Origin of the sequence: Haladaptatus pallidirubidus (assembly GCF_020700235.1) — an archaeon.
GTDB classification, from domain to species: Archaea; Halobacteriota; Halobacteria; order Halobacteriales; family Haladaptataceae; genus Haladaptatus; species Haladaptatus pallidirubidus.
In genome coordinates this window covers 1,438,483-1,452,304 of sequence record NZ_CP085301.1, presented here as the reverse complement: position 1 = coordinate 1,452,304, position 13,822 = coordinate 1,438,483, and the positions used below count along the sequence as shown (strand labels likewise).

Genomic DNA, 13,822 nt, shown 5'->3' with positions numbered 1-13,822 from the left:
GGGACGAGCGAAACGCGAATAAAGATGGACCCTTCCCCACACAGTTCAATTATAAACCAAAATCGACATTCATAACAATTATGGTAGTATAGCATGTCTATCGGGTAACCTGGGTAAAATGAGCGACACGTCTTCCAGCGCCGTCCTCCACGTCGCGAACAGCGTTTCGTCCTCCGAATCTGTCGTTGGCTTGTACATCGAAGACGATGCCCAGGGAATTCCCGACGCATTACACGAATCGGTGTTCGAAACGGGTTACTCCACCGCCGAAACCGGAACCGGATTCGGATTGACAATCGTTAAGCAAATTGCCGAGACGCACGGATGGGACGTGTCGGTTCGCGAGGATGAAACCGGCGGCACGCGATTTGAGTTCATCGAAGTCGAATTGGTGGAATGAATGACGCGCATTTCACAGGAACACGTCATCAAACGATGGCTTGGACTTGAATCCCGAAAGCCAGAAACACCCTCCGTGGACGTGTCATCGCTCACGGAGCGCGAGGCGCTCGACGAACTCTTGAACGCGAAGCCGGGTGCCGCGTCGTTTATCTGGCGCGAAGCACCGATCGAATGGCGACGGGTGACGCTTTCTCGACATGCATTCGAGCGATTGCGGGTTATCGACGGTCCCGAAACGCTATCGTGGCGAGCACTCTCGCCGGACGAAACCGTTCTCGGGGCGGCCCGACAGATTGCCCGCTGTGACGGTGAACAGTTAGACGATTTGACCGCGAAAACCGGAGTCGATGTTGGACAGGTGCTGTCGATTGCCGAAAACCCACCCGGTGAACCGCTGGTGTTGGTTGACCGTCGGAACTGTCACGCGCCGCGCGTCATGGACGGAAATTATCGAGCGACGGGACGGGCACTGAATCTCGTTAAAACCGACACCTATGACCCAGTGTCGGCGTATCTCGGAACTTCGTCTCGTCCGGTGTTGAAGCCGATTCGGAACGTCGTCTGCGAACTCGTTCGACACCGCCGTCGAATGTAGTAGCCGAAAGGAATTTCTTTAAATCCGTCGCATGGCACACGTGCCATCCACACGGACGGTCTACTTCACGGGGCCGCGCGAGCTCGACGTTCGCGTGGAAGGGATTTCCGAACCGGGACGGAACGAGGTGCTCGTTCGCGCCGAGGTGTCGGCGGTTAGTCCGGGCACCGAACTTCTCGTCTATCGGGGGGACGCGCCGACCGAACTGGCAACCGACGCGACGATAGACGCACTGTCGGGAACGTTGGAGTTTCCGCTTCAGTACGGGTACGCGACCGCGGGAAAGGTCGTTTCGACCGGCGAGAACGTTTCGAAGGGCTGGGTAGGCGAATCGGTATTTGCGTTCCATCCACACGCGAGTCATTTTCTCGCATCGCCTGCCGACCTCGTCCGGATTCCGGAGGAGTACACGCCGACAGAGGCAGTCTTTCTACCAACCGTCGAAACGGCGGTGAACTTCGTCCTCGACGGGACGCCGAGAATCGGCGAGCAGGCCGTCATTTTCGGGCAAGGTGTTGTCGGATTGATGACGACCGGCCTGCTGGCGAACTATCCGCTTTCGGATCTCGTGACGGTAGACCGTTATCCCGAGCGACGTGAACTCGCGAAAGCGATGGGTGCGGAATGCAGTTTGGATGCAACAGGAAACGTTCGCGAGGAAATCGAGGCCGAACTCTCGCGTGCAAAAACGCCCGCGGGAGCGGATTTGACCTACGAGCTTTCAGGCAATCCATCGGCGTTGGACGACGCGATTTCGGTGACCGGATACGACGGACGGGTGTTGGTCGGGTCGTGGTACGGCGAAAAGCGAGCCGAACTGAATCTGGGCGGGTCGTTTCACCGAAGTCGAATCGACATCGAAAGCACGCAAGTGAGTACGCTGTCGCCGGAACTACGGGGGCGGTGGGATTCGGACCGCCGACTCGCCGTGGCGTGGCGACGACTCTCGAATCTCGATGTGACATCTCTCGTCACCCACCGAGTTTCGATTGGGGACGCCCACGAAGCGTACCGACTGCTGGACGAATGCCCGAACGAGGCCGTCGCCGTGCTTCTGACGTATGACTGACCGACAGTTAATCCGAGACAGATACCGAACCATGTACGAAGTAACCGTTACCAAACCGTTCGTCGCACAGCATTACCTGACAGTTCCGAACCCCGGCCCGGAGGGAGAACTACATTCCCACCGGTACGGAGTGACGATTCATCTCCGGGGCGAATCGCTGAACGAGTTCGGCTATCTTGTGGACATCGACCGAGTGCGCGAGTCGTTGGACAACACGATAGCCCACTATCGAGACGAGACGCTGAACGACCTCCCGGAGTTCGAAGGGGTGAACCCCAGCGTCGAACATTTTTCGCGGCTGTTCTGTGACCGCGTTCTCGACGAAATCGACGCACCGGAAATCATCGAAATCGAAGTCGCAATACAGGAAGACAATGACGCGGGGGCTAGTTTCGAACGGTCAGTGTGATGCATCTCGGATTCGTCGTCTACGGTTCGCTTTCGGGGCGTTCTGGTGGGTTTCGGTACGACAGAAAACTGGTCGAAAAATTGCGTGAGCGAGGGCACACGATAGAAATCATCGGCCTTCCGTGGGAGTCGTACGGGCGTAGTCTCCTGCACAATTTTTCGCGAGGGCTTCCCTCTCGACTTTCGGGATTCGACGTACTTTTCCAAGACCACCTCTGCCATCCGTCGCTGATTCGGGCGAACCGTCGAATAGACGCCCCAATCGTCTCCATCGTCCACCATCTTCGGTCAGACGAACCGCGAGCAAGGTGGAAAAATTGCGGCTGTCGTGCGATTGAGCGCGACTACGTTCGACATCTCGATGGGGTCGTTTGCAACAGCGAGACGACGCGACGGTCCGTTTTCGAACTGCTCGATTCGTGGGAGGAAAACGACCGAAAGGCAGCAGTGGCACCTCCCGCAGGCGACAGATTCGAGCGGTTCGTGCCGGTGCAGTCGATTGATACGAATTTCGAGGGCACCCTTCGACTCGTTTTTCTCGGAAACATCATCCCCAGAAAGGGGCTGCACGTTCTGCTCGGAGGCCTTTCGTCCGTTTCCGGAAAGTGGCGCCTCATGGTTATCGGCGCGGAATCGAACGAAGAGTACGCGACCCGAGTTCGTCGTCTCCGCGACGAACTCGGACTGCGCGAGAGGGTGTCGTTTGCGGGCCGACTGTCGGACGAGGCAGTCGCCGGACAGCTCGCTCGGAGCCACGTTCTCGCAGTTCCGTCGCTGTACGAGGGCTTCGGTCTCGTCTACCTCGAGGGGATGGCGTTCGGTCTGCCCGCGATTGCGACGACGGCTGGCGGCGCGAGCGAAATCGTCTCGGACGACGAAAACGGGTTTTTGCTTCCACCCGACGACGCCGACGCGATTGCCGATGCAGTTCGCACGCTCCGGGACGATAGGTGCCGACTCGCACGAATGAGCATCTCGGCGCGTGAACGGTACGAACTTCAACCGGGATGGGACGACGCGGCCGAGTCGGTTGAACGGCTATTGAAAGAAATCGTGGAAAGTTGTGCCGTTTCACCCGAACAATGACGTTCCAACAGTATCTCGATACGAAACGAACGGTGGACGACCGGGCGCTGAATCGGCGGGTACTCCGCCGATTCGAGCGCGAACTTTCCGCGTTGATCGACTCCACCGAACCCGTTCGACTGCTCGAAATCGGGGCTGGAATCGGCACGATGGTAGAACGCCTTCGCTCATGGGACTGTTTGCCGAATCGGGTGCAGTACACCGTGTTGGATATAAGTTCGAAAAATATCCGAACCGCTCGCTCGCAGTTGCTCGCGAGCGGGTTCGAGCGAAATGGGGACAACCTCCAGTGCAAACAGAATGGCCGGTCGATGACGATTCGGTTCGAAGTCGCGGACGCAGTCGAATTTGCGTGGAAAACCGACAGACGGTGGGACGCCCTCGTCGGACACGCAGTCGCCGACTTGTTCGACCTCGAATCGGCGCTTCCGGCGTTCTGCTCGGTGCTCGACTCTGGCGGACTCTGCTATTTCCCCATCACGTTCGACGGAGGGACGATGTTCGACCCGGCGCACGAACTGGACGAGCGAGTCGCGGAGCTGTATCACCGGCACATCGACGACGGCGAAGGGACGAGCAGAGCGGGGCGGAAACTACTCGCCGAATTTCGACGGCGGGAGGCGGAACTGCTCGCCGTCGGGAGTTCCGACTGGGTGGTGTATCCGGAAAACGGGTCGTATCCCGCCGACGAGGGGATCTTTCTCCAACACATCCTCGGGATGATTGGGAGTTCCCTGGACGGCCATTCGGAAATCGACGCGGATGCGTTCTCGGACTGGTTGGGAACGCGCCACCGGCAAGTTGGAGGGGGTGAACTGACGTACATCGCACACCAGTTCGACGTGCTGGCGAGAGTGGTGTAGCACCGATTTATACTGATGAATGATCACTATTCCAACCTATTTAGAAAATGATTTCCTAACTGTTCACTTCGTCCCCGTCCCACGCCGCCGAAATCAGCGGTTAGAAAATGGTAACGAAAACACAAAATATACAAAGTGAAGGTTGCCCAGTATAGCTTATGGACTGGACGGAACGACTCCCGCCGCGGCCGTGGCTCGTGCGCGGAGTCGTCTTGTTGTTGGTCGTCTCTCTACTCGCGCCCTCCGCCGTCTCCGCGATAACCTACGACCAAGAGGAATCGAATCTGACCAAAGGAACCATCGAAGAACCCGCGAACGGAACGACAGTTATCAGCGTACAGGGATACCACTTTCAAGGACAAGGAAATAAGAAAAAACCCGCCCGACTCGTCGCCGTCGGCCCGAACGGAAACATCGAATGGGTTCACAACGGCTCGAAAGAGGGCGCGTCGTGGTTCTACGACGTCGACCCGCTGGACAACGGAAACCTGCTCGTCACCTCGACACAGCGCGGCGGTACGCTCGTCTACGAGTACAACCCCGAAACGAAAGAAAAGGAATGGGAGCAGTTCCTCGAAATCCACGACACCCACGACATCGACCTCATCAACAACGGCACGCAGTTGCTCGTCGCCAACATGCGCGCCTACAACGAGAGCACCGGTCAGAACGACGACCGATTGTTCGTCTACGATTTGGAGGACGACGAAATCACGTGGGAGTGGTACTTCCGCAGCCATTACGAGAAGAAAGACGGTGGCGACTACACCAACGACTGGACGCACGTCAACGACGTTGACAAAATCGGCCCCGGCAAGTACATGGCCGACCCGCGAAACATGGACGAAGTCATCGTCGTCGACCGCGAGTCGAAGGAAGTCACGATGAAACTCGGAGAGGACGGCAACTACGACACGCTTCAGGAACAGCACAACCCGGACTACCTCGAAAGCGAGTCCGGCGACCCGACCATCCTCGTCGCCGACTCCGAGAACCACCGCATCGTCGAGTACGAAAAACGCGGCAGCGACTGGGAATCGACGTGGGAGATGGGTTCCTCGGAGAAGTTCAACTGGCCTCGTGACGCAGACCGCCTACCGAACGGCAACACGCTCATCACCGATTCCTCGAACCACCGCGTCATCGAAGTGACGCCCGAAGGCGAAATCGTCTGGGAGTTCTACTCGCCGTGGCTTCCCTACGACGCCGAACGCGTCACCAGCGGCGACGGTTCGAATGGGCCGACGATGGCAGATCACGGAACGACCGGGGAGTATCAAGTGTCGGGAAGCGCGAACATCGATCCCGGAACCGGCGACCGCGTGAAGATGTCCGTCCTCCTCGGCAACACGTTCTCGGGAACGGCCATCGAGGACGACATGCGAGAGTACGGCGAGGTGTGGGATCAAGCGACGCCGTTCATCCGCCCCATCTGGATGAACGAGTACGCCTTCATCGCCGCCATATTCGCCATTCTGCTCGTTTTGGGATGGCTGGTCGGCGAGCTGGTGTACCAGCGCCGCCGGATTTACTACGGCGTGAAACACCGGTTCGCCTGATTACTGATAATCCACCGACCCCTCGCCTTCGCCTATCCACGCGCCCCTGTCGGGTTCGCGCGATTCGAGCGGGTCGATGTCTTTGTACCAGGGGACGTTCTTCAACTGTTCTTTGTTGTAGACGAGATCGTCTTTCGTATCTCCCGTGAACTCGAAGTTCTGGGTGAGCAAAATCGCGTCCACGGGGCAGACCTCCTCGCAGAGTCGGCAGTAGATGCATTGTCCGACGTGGAGGTTGTACTGCTCGCCGTTTCGCTGGTCGTCCATCACGATTTGGATGGTGTCGTTCGGACAGACGTTCTCGCACTGGCGACACCAGATACAGCGCTCCTGACTGAACTTGTGGATACCGCGGAAGCGCGGGCTGACCTCGGGCGGCACGTCGGGATATTCGACCGTGAACGTCTCACCGTCCAGCGCGTGTTTCATCGTCGTCGCCATCCCTTTGAGCAGGCCGATCATCGGTCGACACTCCCCAGGACGATGTCGAGGCTTCCCAACGACGCGATTAAATCCGGCACCATCTCGCCGTTCGACATCTCCGGAAGCGCGGAGAGGTTGTGGAAGCACGGACTTCGAATCTTGAATCGCGCTGGCTTGGAGGTGTTGTCGGAGCGGATGTACACCCCGAGTTCACCCTTCGCGGCTTCGACCGCCCGATACGTCTCCGCGTCCATCGGCGGTTTGAGTGTCCGGGGAACGTTCGACTGGAGTTCGCGGTCGTCTTCGGGCCAGTCGTCGAGCAGTTGAACGCACTGCTCGACGATGCGCGCCGACTGCTCGACTTCGCGGAGACGAACTAACACGCGCGAAAAATTGTCACATCCGGGTTCCGTGACGACGTCCCAGTCGAGTTGGTCGTAGTAGCCGTAGGGGTCGTCCCTGCGGATGTCGTAATCGACGCCCGAACCGCGAGCGACCGGACCGGTGACGCCGTACTGTTTCGCAACGTCGGGCTCGAGCACACCCGTACCGACGCACCGCAGTTGGAAGATTTCGTTGTTCGTGAGCAGGTCGTGGTACTCTTCGAGCGCCTGTGGCAGTTCGTCCACGAAATCCATCGTCTTGTCGAAAAACTCCTCGCGCGGTTCCGGAATATCCCAGATGACGCCACCGATGCGGAAGTAGTTAAACATCATGCGCTGGCCGGTCAAATCCTCCAGAATGTTCTGGGCCTTCTCGCGGTCGCGGAACGCGTACTGGAAGATGGCGGTGAAATCGCCGTACACGTCCAGCGCGAACGTTCCGAGGGCGAGGAAGTGGCCCGCCATCCGCGAGAGCTCGACGCCGAGCGTCCTGAGCACCTTCGCGTAATCGGGAACGTCGATATCCGCGAGGTCTTCGATGGCCCGCGCGTACGCCCACTCGTTGGTCATGTTCGCGGTGTAATCCCACCGGTCGGGGTACGGCATGATTTCGTGACGGTAGTTGCCCGACTGGGCCATCTGTTCCTCGCAGCGATGGAGATAGCCGACGTCGGGTTCGACGTCGAGCACCTGCTCGCCGTCGAGAACGGTTTTCAGATGGAGAACCCCGTGCGTGGCGGGGTGGTGCGGGCCGATGTTGATGAAGACGGTGTCGGCGTCGTCGCCGACATGGTCTTCCAACAGTGGGTTCTGGTGCTCTTCCAACGACACGACTTGCGGTTGGTTTTGGTCGTAATCGAGCGAGAGCGGGTGTCCCTGCCACGTTTCTGGTAACAGAATTCGACGCATGTCCGGATGGCCGTCGTACCTGATACCGACGAGGTCGTACGCCTCGCGTTCGTGCCAGTTCGCGGTCGTGTACACGGGCTCCGCCGTCTGGCTTATCGGTTCGTCCGAGGTGGTCGGGACGACGATGCTCACCTCCTGTCGGGGGTCGTCGTACTTTTTGAGGTGGTAGATGCTCTCGTACCGGTCGTCGTACTGCTGGGCCGTCAGGCACGAGAGGTGGTCGAATCCGGCCTCCTCGCGCAGGATGGTAAGTGCGTCTTGTACCTCGTCAGAACGGATGACGAACGCGGGCGCGTTCATATGGTCTTCGCGCCCGATTACGAGCTCGCCGAGTAGGTCGGCGAGTTCGTCGCCGTCTACCAGTTGTTCCTGTACGCTCACGGTGAATCAACCCAGTTGTAACGCATGACGAGGGTATCCTCGTCGATTTGGTCGGCGAGCGACTGCACCAGTTCGTCGCGTTCCAAATCCCCGAACTGTTCCAGTTCGTAGGGCTTCACGACGACCGGACTGGCCTCCCCGTGGGCGATTCGTTCCTGCAACTTGGCGACGCCGTAGATGAGCGCCTCGGGTCGCGGCGGACAGCCGGGAACGTGGATGTCGCACGGGATGACCTCCTCCGCCCCCTTGATGACGTTGTATCCCTCCTGAAACGGCCCACCGGAGCAGGTACACGACCCCATGCTGACGACGAACTTGGGTTCCGGCATCTGGTCGTAAATTCGTTTCATCCGTGGCGCGAACTTCGAGACGATGGTTCCCGGCACGATGATGACGTCGGCCTGTCGCGGCGACGCCCGCGGAACGCCCGCACCGAAGCGGTCTAAATCGTGTTTGACCGCGTAGGTGTGCATCATTTCGATGCTACAGCAGGCGATGCCGAACTGGAGCACGAACATGGACGACCCCCGAACCCAGTTCATGAACGCGTCGAACTTCGTCAGAATGAACGGCGACGTTCCGAGGGCGTCGCGCAGCTTCGAGTCGAACCGACTCGGAAGTTGGTCTTTCGCCTCCGAACGACTGGCTTGGCCGACCGGCCGCTGGTCTGGCGGACTATCCGTCTGCGTTGCTGACGGTGAATTGTGGCTCATATTCCCCTTCCCCGAAACCCGTGTTACCGGGCATCAAAGGCCGTAAGGGAGGGACAGTGATGAATATTTGGTGGGTATTTCAGGGAGGCGTTTCGAGAGGAGGCTCGAACCGCGACTACGCCGAAATCGCGTCAGCTTTCACCGTCGCCCGCTCGGCTATCGCCGAATTCGCGGCGAACTCGACCACGACTTCCTCGCTCTCGCTCGGATACCACACCGCCTCGACGCGAGCGTGGTCGTACAACCACGAGAGGAGCGACATCGTTTCACCCGTGTTGGGGAGCGTCAGTCGGTCGGTCTCCCACTCCGGAAGTTCGTCCGCGATTCGCTCCCGAAGCGCGTCGATACCGTCGTTTTCGGTCGTGCTCACGGCGACTGGGTTCAACGCGAGGTCGGATACGCCCGAAACTCGTTCGGCCAGTTCGGAATCGGAAACGCGATCCGCCTTGTTCAGAACCGTCACGATTCGCTCCGCGTCCCCGTCGAGCAAATCGAGCGAGGTATAGAGCTTCTCGCGCAGTTCCGTCAGCGGGTCGCTCACGTCCGCGACGAGAAGCACGAGGTCGGCCTCGTACGTCTCCGTGAACGTCGTTTCAAACGATTTGACCAACCAGTGAGGCAGGTCGCTGATAAAGCCGACCGTATCCGTGATGAGCGTTCTTCGGTCCTGAATCTCTGCTCGACGGGTCGTCGTTTCGAGCGTCTTGAACAGCCTGTCCTCGGCCGCTGCGCTCTCGTGAAGGTCGTCGTGAGTATTCGGGTCGAACGCCATATCGTCGGCCAGTCGCCGCAAAAGCGTCGATTTTCCGGCGTTGGTGTAGCCCGCGAGAGCGACGAGGTCGAACCCCTGATCCCTGCGTTTTTCCCGTCGCCGGTCGCCGACGTCGGAGAGGCTATCGAGTTTCGATTTGATGCGGTCGATACGGTCTTTGATGTCGGTGACGCGCCTGTCTTCTTTCTCGCCGGGTCCGTTCCGCGAGCGACGCTCGTTCGCAACTTCTTTTTCCAAGCGAATTTCGGCCCGCACCCGCGGGAGTTCGTACTGTAACCGCGCGAGTTCGACCTGTAGTTTCGCCCGGCGGGTTCCGGCCTGCTGACTAAATATTTCGAGAACGAGTCGGTAGCGGTCTACGATTTCGGTACCATCGGGACACAGTTCGCCGAGTTCGTAAGTCTGCTGTGGGGAAAGCGGGTTGTCAAAGATGACGTTCCCGGCGTCGCTCGTTTCCACTCGCTCCGCCAGCGTTTCGGCCTTGCCGCGTCCGAACTGGTACTTCGAATCCTCGACCCGATTCTGCGTGACCTCTCCGACTACGTCGTACCCTGCCGCGTCGGCGAGCGCCCGAATCTCCGCCGTATCTGACGTTTCGCCCTTCGCAGTTTTGTTGCCCATTGCTCCGCCGTTCGTCGTTGCCTCATCTGCTGTTCCGCTATCCGTCCGTTGTGCGATAATTGCTGAACCTGATTGCATACTTGATTTTTCGTCCGCACGTATTCTGATAAGACGAGCGTCGAACATCGACACTCGGCGCTATTCGACGTGAACAAAACCGGGAAGCAGGGACGACAGCCGCGGCTATCCGAAGATGAGCGCAGAACGGCCCCGTTACGGCCCGGTCAGTGAAGGAGAGAGGTGGTCATGATTCGACCTTGGTTCCCGATATGACGATGTCCATAAAAAGCTTTGTGGTGATGTCAACAACTAATAATATCCCCGCCAAAAGCCGGTTCGATCAAACGAACAGTTGGATATCCGCGTCGGCCATGTGTTCGAGGGCTGTTGCCGCGCCGACGCCGGAGACGACGCCGTCGTAGAACTCGTCTTCGTCGTACTCCATCAACTCCATCGTCATCTGGCAGGCTTGCAGTTCCACGCCGGACTCTACCGACACGTCGATGAGTTCCTCGATGGTCGCGGTTCCGTTCTGCTCGATTTTCTTTTTCACCATCTTCGTCGCCATGGAGTCCATGCCGGGAAGCGCGGCCAGCGCGTTCGGAATGGGCATGCTCGGATTGCCGACCGCGCTGAGCTTGAGATTCTTGGACTTCTCCTCGTGGAGGATGTCGAGTCCCCAGAACGTGTGAAAGACGACCACATCCCACCCGAACGCGGCGGCGGTGCTGGCGAGGATGAGCGGCGGGTACGCCATATCGAGCGTCCCTTTCGTGGCGATGACGGTCATCTTCTTCTGGTCGTCGGCGTTCGCTTTCAACTCGGCGAGTTCGCCCTCCAACTGTTCGATTCGCTCGCGGAGTGCGTCGTCGGTTTCGGCGTCGTCATCGTTTCCACCAGTTTGTGCGGAATGTTGCGGTTCGGTGCTCATACTTACACCGTTTTCCGGACGAAGTGGCGGTACACCGCTTCGCCACCAGATTCGTCTTCTTGCTGTTCGAGCAGTTCGACGCCGTCTGTCGTGTTCGCCCAGCCCTTCAGGTCGCTCATGCTCCCGGAGTCGGTTGCGACAACTTCCAGCACGTCGCCGTCGGTCAGTCCGTCGGTCGCCTGCTTCGTCTTGACGACCGGCATCGGGCAGTTCAGTCCTGTTACGTCGAGCGTCTCCGTGATGTCGAATTTCGAACTCATTGTGAAGTCACCAATGTGTTTTATTGGATCTATTGGACAATATTGTTCGAACCATTAAAAGAGTGTTGGATATTGTGCCTTACATGCACAACAGAATAACAGAGAAACACTGTTTAAGCACTCAAAACAGCCTACAAGAATCACATACCTCAATTTAGTATTGCAGATGATTTGGAATACTATGCGAACCCTTTTCTGTCTGTGTCCGATACCTACTGCTGTCCATGAGCGAATCACCGTTTCCGTCACCGACTGCCGAAGTCGAGACGGTAACCCCGAACGAACTGTACGAGCGAATCGACACGGGCGAATCCGTCACGCTACTCGACGTTCGCGCAACCGACGAGTACGAGAAGTGGAAAATCGACGGCGAAAACGTCGAGAGTAGCAACGTGCCCTATTTCGAATATCTCGCGGACGACCCGAACGACGAACTGTTCGACCCGGTTCCGAAGGACGAGGAAGTGACCGTCCTTTGTGCAAAGGGTGGGTCAAGCGAATACATCGCCGGACTGTTCGCGGAGCGCGGCTACAACGTGTATCACCTCGAAGACGGGATGAAAGGCTGGGCGCGGGTTCTCAAACTCCGCAAAATCGAAAGCGAAAACGAGAACAAAAACGCGGAGACGACGGTCATTCAGTATCAGCGACCCTCCAGCAGGTGTCTGTCTTATCTCGTCGTCTCCGACGACGAAGCGGCGGTCATCGACCCGCTTCGAGCGTTCGCAGACGAGTACGTCTCGAATGCAAAAGCACGCGGTGCCAAACTGAGATACGCCATCGACACGCACGTCCACGCAGACCACGTGAGCGGCGTCCGGAGCGTGGCGGAGTCGAGCAGTGCCGAAGCGGTCGTTCCCGCTCCCGCAGACGCCCGCGGTATCGGCTACGACGCGTCGTATCGAACGGTTGAAGACGGCGAGAAACTCCCGCTGGGGAACGTCGAAATCGACGTGATTCACACGCCCGGCCACACGTCGGGGATGACCTCCGATCGGGTCGGCGACGTACTGTTCACGGGTGATACCCTCTTCACCGAGAGCGTAGCCCGGCCCGACCTCGAAGAAGGTGACGAGGGTGCGCCGGAGGCCGCGAAAACGCTCTACGAAACGCTGCAAGAGCGGATTCTGTCGCTCGTCGACGAAACCGTGGTCGCGCCAGCGCATTTCAGCGATTCGGCGACCTCCGCCGATGACGGCACGTACACCGCGACGATCGGTGATTTGACCGAGTCGATGGACGCGCTCTCGATGAGCCGCGACGAGTTCGTGAATTTCATCACCTCGGACATGCCGCCGCGCCCCGCGAACTACGAGGACATCATCGCAACGAACTTGGGCGAACGGGACACAGACGACGAGGAAGCGTTCGAACTCGAACTCGGACCCAACAACTGCGCCGCGAGTCGCGACTCGCTCACGAGCGACTAACGCGGCGGGAGAGAACAGATGGAAATTCCGTCACTACTATCGGCACTCATGCCAGCACTCACGTTCGCAGAGCTGTTCCCGAACGGCGTCTCCCACTACGCCATCGGTGGCGTATTCATCGGACTCGGCGTCGCCGTCATCTACCTCGGCTCGGGAATTATCGCCGGAGCGAGTACGTTCTTGGAAACGACGCTCTCATACGTCTCCGACGTACCGCGGTTTCAGAAGGCGAAATATCTCGCCTCCCGCGATTGGCGCGTCGTCTTCACGCTCGGAGTGGTCGGCGGCGCGGTCATCTATCAGGCCGCCTTCCACGGCGAAATCTGGACGACCGACGTGGTGTGGTGGCGTCTCCTCGGCGGGGGTGTCCTCGTCGGCATCGGAACGCGTATCGGAAAGGGCTGCACGTCCGGCCACGGCGTCTGCGGCGTCGGGTCGGCGTCGTCCACCTCCATCGTCAACGTGGCGACGTTCATGACGATTGCAATTGGAACCGCACAGCTGATGCAGGCGGTTGGAATGGGGGTGTCGCCATGAGCGGGACGAAAAGCACGGGACGGAACGAACGCGGGCCGCTGTTCATGCTCCTGATACTGGGCGGCGGCGGCATCTTCGGATTCGGACTCGGCTTCAGCCAGATGGCCAAACCCGAAGTCGTCCTCCAGTTCCTCCAGTTCGACGATTTCGGCCTGCTGTTCGTCATGGGCGGTGCGGCGTTCGTCACCGGCACGACGTTCGCCGCCGCAACCCGCCTGTCGAGACGAGCGCCACTAACCGGTAAACCGTACGCCAGACGACTGAAATCGTTCGACAAAAACGTGCTCGGCGGCGGCGCCATCTTCGGCGTCGGGTGGGGTATCTCGGGCATCTGTCCAGGAGCAGCCTACGCCAGCGTCGGGTTAGGGAACTACCGCATCCTGTTCGGAATCAGCGGGATGTTCGTCGGTGCGTATCTCCAAGGGTTGTGGCGAAAACGCCGTTCAACGGCCGTGAACTCGATAACCAGCGGAGACTAAT

General features: G+C 59.0%; 16 protein-coding genes. 10 read left to right on the top strand and 6 right to left on the bottom strand.

Annotation, left to right across the window (positions count from 1 at the left end):
* Nucleotides 1-118: 118 nt before the first annotated feature.
* The 7 genes from LIX15_RS08010 (at nt 119) to LIX15_RS07980 (ending at nt 5,982) form a co-directional block, all read left to right on the top strand.
* Entirely contained in the window at nt 119-400 is a 282-nt protein-coding gene (locus tag LIX15_RS08010) for a sensor histidine kinase (protein WP_227773214.1), read from the top strand.
* The gene (locus tag LIX15_RS08005; RefSeq protein WP_227773213.1) at nt 401-997 is read left to right on the top strand and encodes a hypothetical protein; all 597 of its coding nucleotides are present in this window, start codon (nt 401-403) and stop codon (nt 995-997) included.
* 40 nt (nt 998-1,037) lie between these two features.
* On the top strand, nt 1,038-2,066 hold the full coding sequence (locus LIX15_RS08000; RefSeq protein ID WP_227773212.1) for a zinc-dependent alcohol dehydrogenase: 1,029 nt from the start codon (nt 1,038-1,040) through the stop codon (nt 2,064-2,066).
* Between the two features lie 31 nt (nt 2,067-2,097).
* Nucleotides 2,098-2,475, top strand: a complete 378-nt coding sequence (locus LIX15_RS07995) for a 6-pyruvoyl trahydropterin synthase family protein (protein WP_227773211.1) — start codon at nt 2,098-2,100, stop codon at nt 2,473-2,475.
* Nucleotides 2,475-3,560 carry a glycosyltransferase family 4 protein gene (locus LIX15_RS07990; protein ID WP_227773210.1) on the top strand — a complete coding sequence of 362 codons (1,086 nt, stop codon included), beginning with the start codon at nt 2,475-2,477 and terminating at the stop codon, nt 3,558-3,560. Before LIX15_RS07995 ends, LIX15_RS07990 begins: the two co-directional genes overlap by 1 nt.
* Complete coding sequence (locus LIX15_RS07985; protein WP_227773209.1) at nt 3,557-4,423, top strand: class I SAM-dependent methyltransferase; 867 nt, start codon at nt 3,557-3,559, stop codon at nt 4,421-4,423. Before LIX15_RS07990 ends, LIX15_RS07985 begins: the two co-directional genes overlap by 4 nt.
* A 158-nt stretch (nt 4,424-4,581) precedes the next feature.
* A complete protein-coding gene (locus LIX15_RS07980; protein ID WP_227773208.1) occupies nt 4,582-5,982 on the top strand; it encodes an arylsulfotransferase family protein in 1,401 nt (466 codons plus the stop codon).
* Here the strand turns inward: LIX15_RS07980 and LIX15_RS07975 are convergent, their stop codons facing one another.
* The 6 genes from LIX15_RS07975 to LIX15_RS07950 all read right to left on the bottom strand — a co-directional run bounded on the left by LIX15_RS07975 (nt 5,983) and on the right by LIX15_RS07950 (nt 11,375).
* Nucleotides 5,983-6,444, bottom strand: a complete 462-nt coding sequence (locus tag LIX15_RS07975; RefSeq protein WP_049972353.1) for a NuoI/complex I 23 kDa subunit family protein — start codon at nt 6,442-6,444, stop codon at nt 5,983-5,985.
* The gene (locus LIX15_RS07970) at nt 6,441-8,078 is read right to left on the bottom strand and encodes an NADH-quinone oxidoreductase subunit D (RefSeq protein WP_227773207.1); all 1,638 of its coding nucleotides are present in this window, start codon (nt 8,076-8,078) and stop codon (nt 6,441-6,443) included. The genes LIX15_RS07975 and LIX15_RS07970 overlap by 4 nt, the downstream gene beginning before the upstream one ends.
* Entirely contained in the window at nt 8,075-8,791 is a 717-nt protein-coding gene (locus LIX15_RS07965) for an NADH-quinone oxidoreductase subunit B (protein ID WP_227773206.1), read from the bottom strand. Before LIX15_RS07965 ends, LIX15_RS07970 begins: the two co-directional genes overlap by 4 nt.
* A 115-nt stretch (nt 8,792-8,906) precedes the next feature.
* Nucleotides 8,907-10,262, bottom strand: coding sequence for a GTPase HflX (gene hflX, locus LIX15_RS07960; protein ID WP_390184997.1), 1,356 nt, complete (start codon nt 10,260-10,262; stop codon nt 8,907-8,909).
* A gap of 262 nt (nt 10,263-10,524) precedes the next feature.
* A complete protein-coding gene (locus tag LIX15_RS07955; protein ID WP_227773205.1) occupies nt 10,525-11,115 on the bottom strand; it encodes a DsrE/DsrF/DrsH-like family protein in 591 nt (196 codons plus the stop codon).
* Nucleotides 11,116-11,117: 2 nt separating this feature from the next.
* On the bottom strand, nt 11,118-11,375 hold the full coding sequence (locus LIX15_RS07950; protein WP_227773204.1) for a sulfurtransferase TusA family protein: 258 nt from the start codon (nt 11,373-11,375) through the stop codon (nt 11,118-11,120).
* Between the two features lie 224 nt (nt 11,376-11,599).
* Between LIX15_RS07950 and LIX15_RS07945 the strand changes: the two genes are divergently transcribed.
* From LIX15_RS07945 to LIX15_RS07935, 3 genes are read left to right on the top strand one after another with little or no spacing between them, the layout of a single operon-like run.
* A complete protein-coding gene (locus tag LIX15_RS07945; RefSeq protein ID WP_227773203.1) occupies nt 11,600-12,805 on the top strand; it encodes an MBL fold metallo-hydrolase in 1,206 nt (401 codons plus the stop codon).
* 18 nt (nt 12,806-12,823) lie between these two features.
* Entirely contained in the window at nt 12,824-13,342 is a 519-nt protein-coding gene (locus LIX15_RS07940; RefSeq protein WP_227773202.1) for a YeeE/YedE family protein, read from the top strand.
* Nucleotides 13,339-13,821 (top strand): DUF6691 family protein, encoded by a 483-nt coding sequence (locus LIX15_RS07935; protein WP_227773201.1) that lies wholly within the window; start codon nt 13,339-13,341, stop codon nt 13,819-13,821. Before LIX15_RS07940 ends, LIX15_RS07935 begins: the two co-directional genes overlap by 4 nt.
* The last annotated feature ends 1 nt before the right edge of the window (nt 13,822 follow it).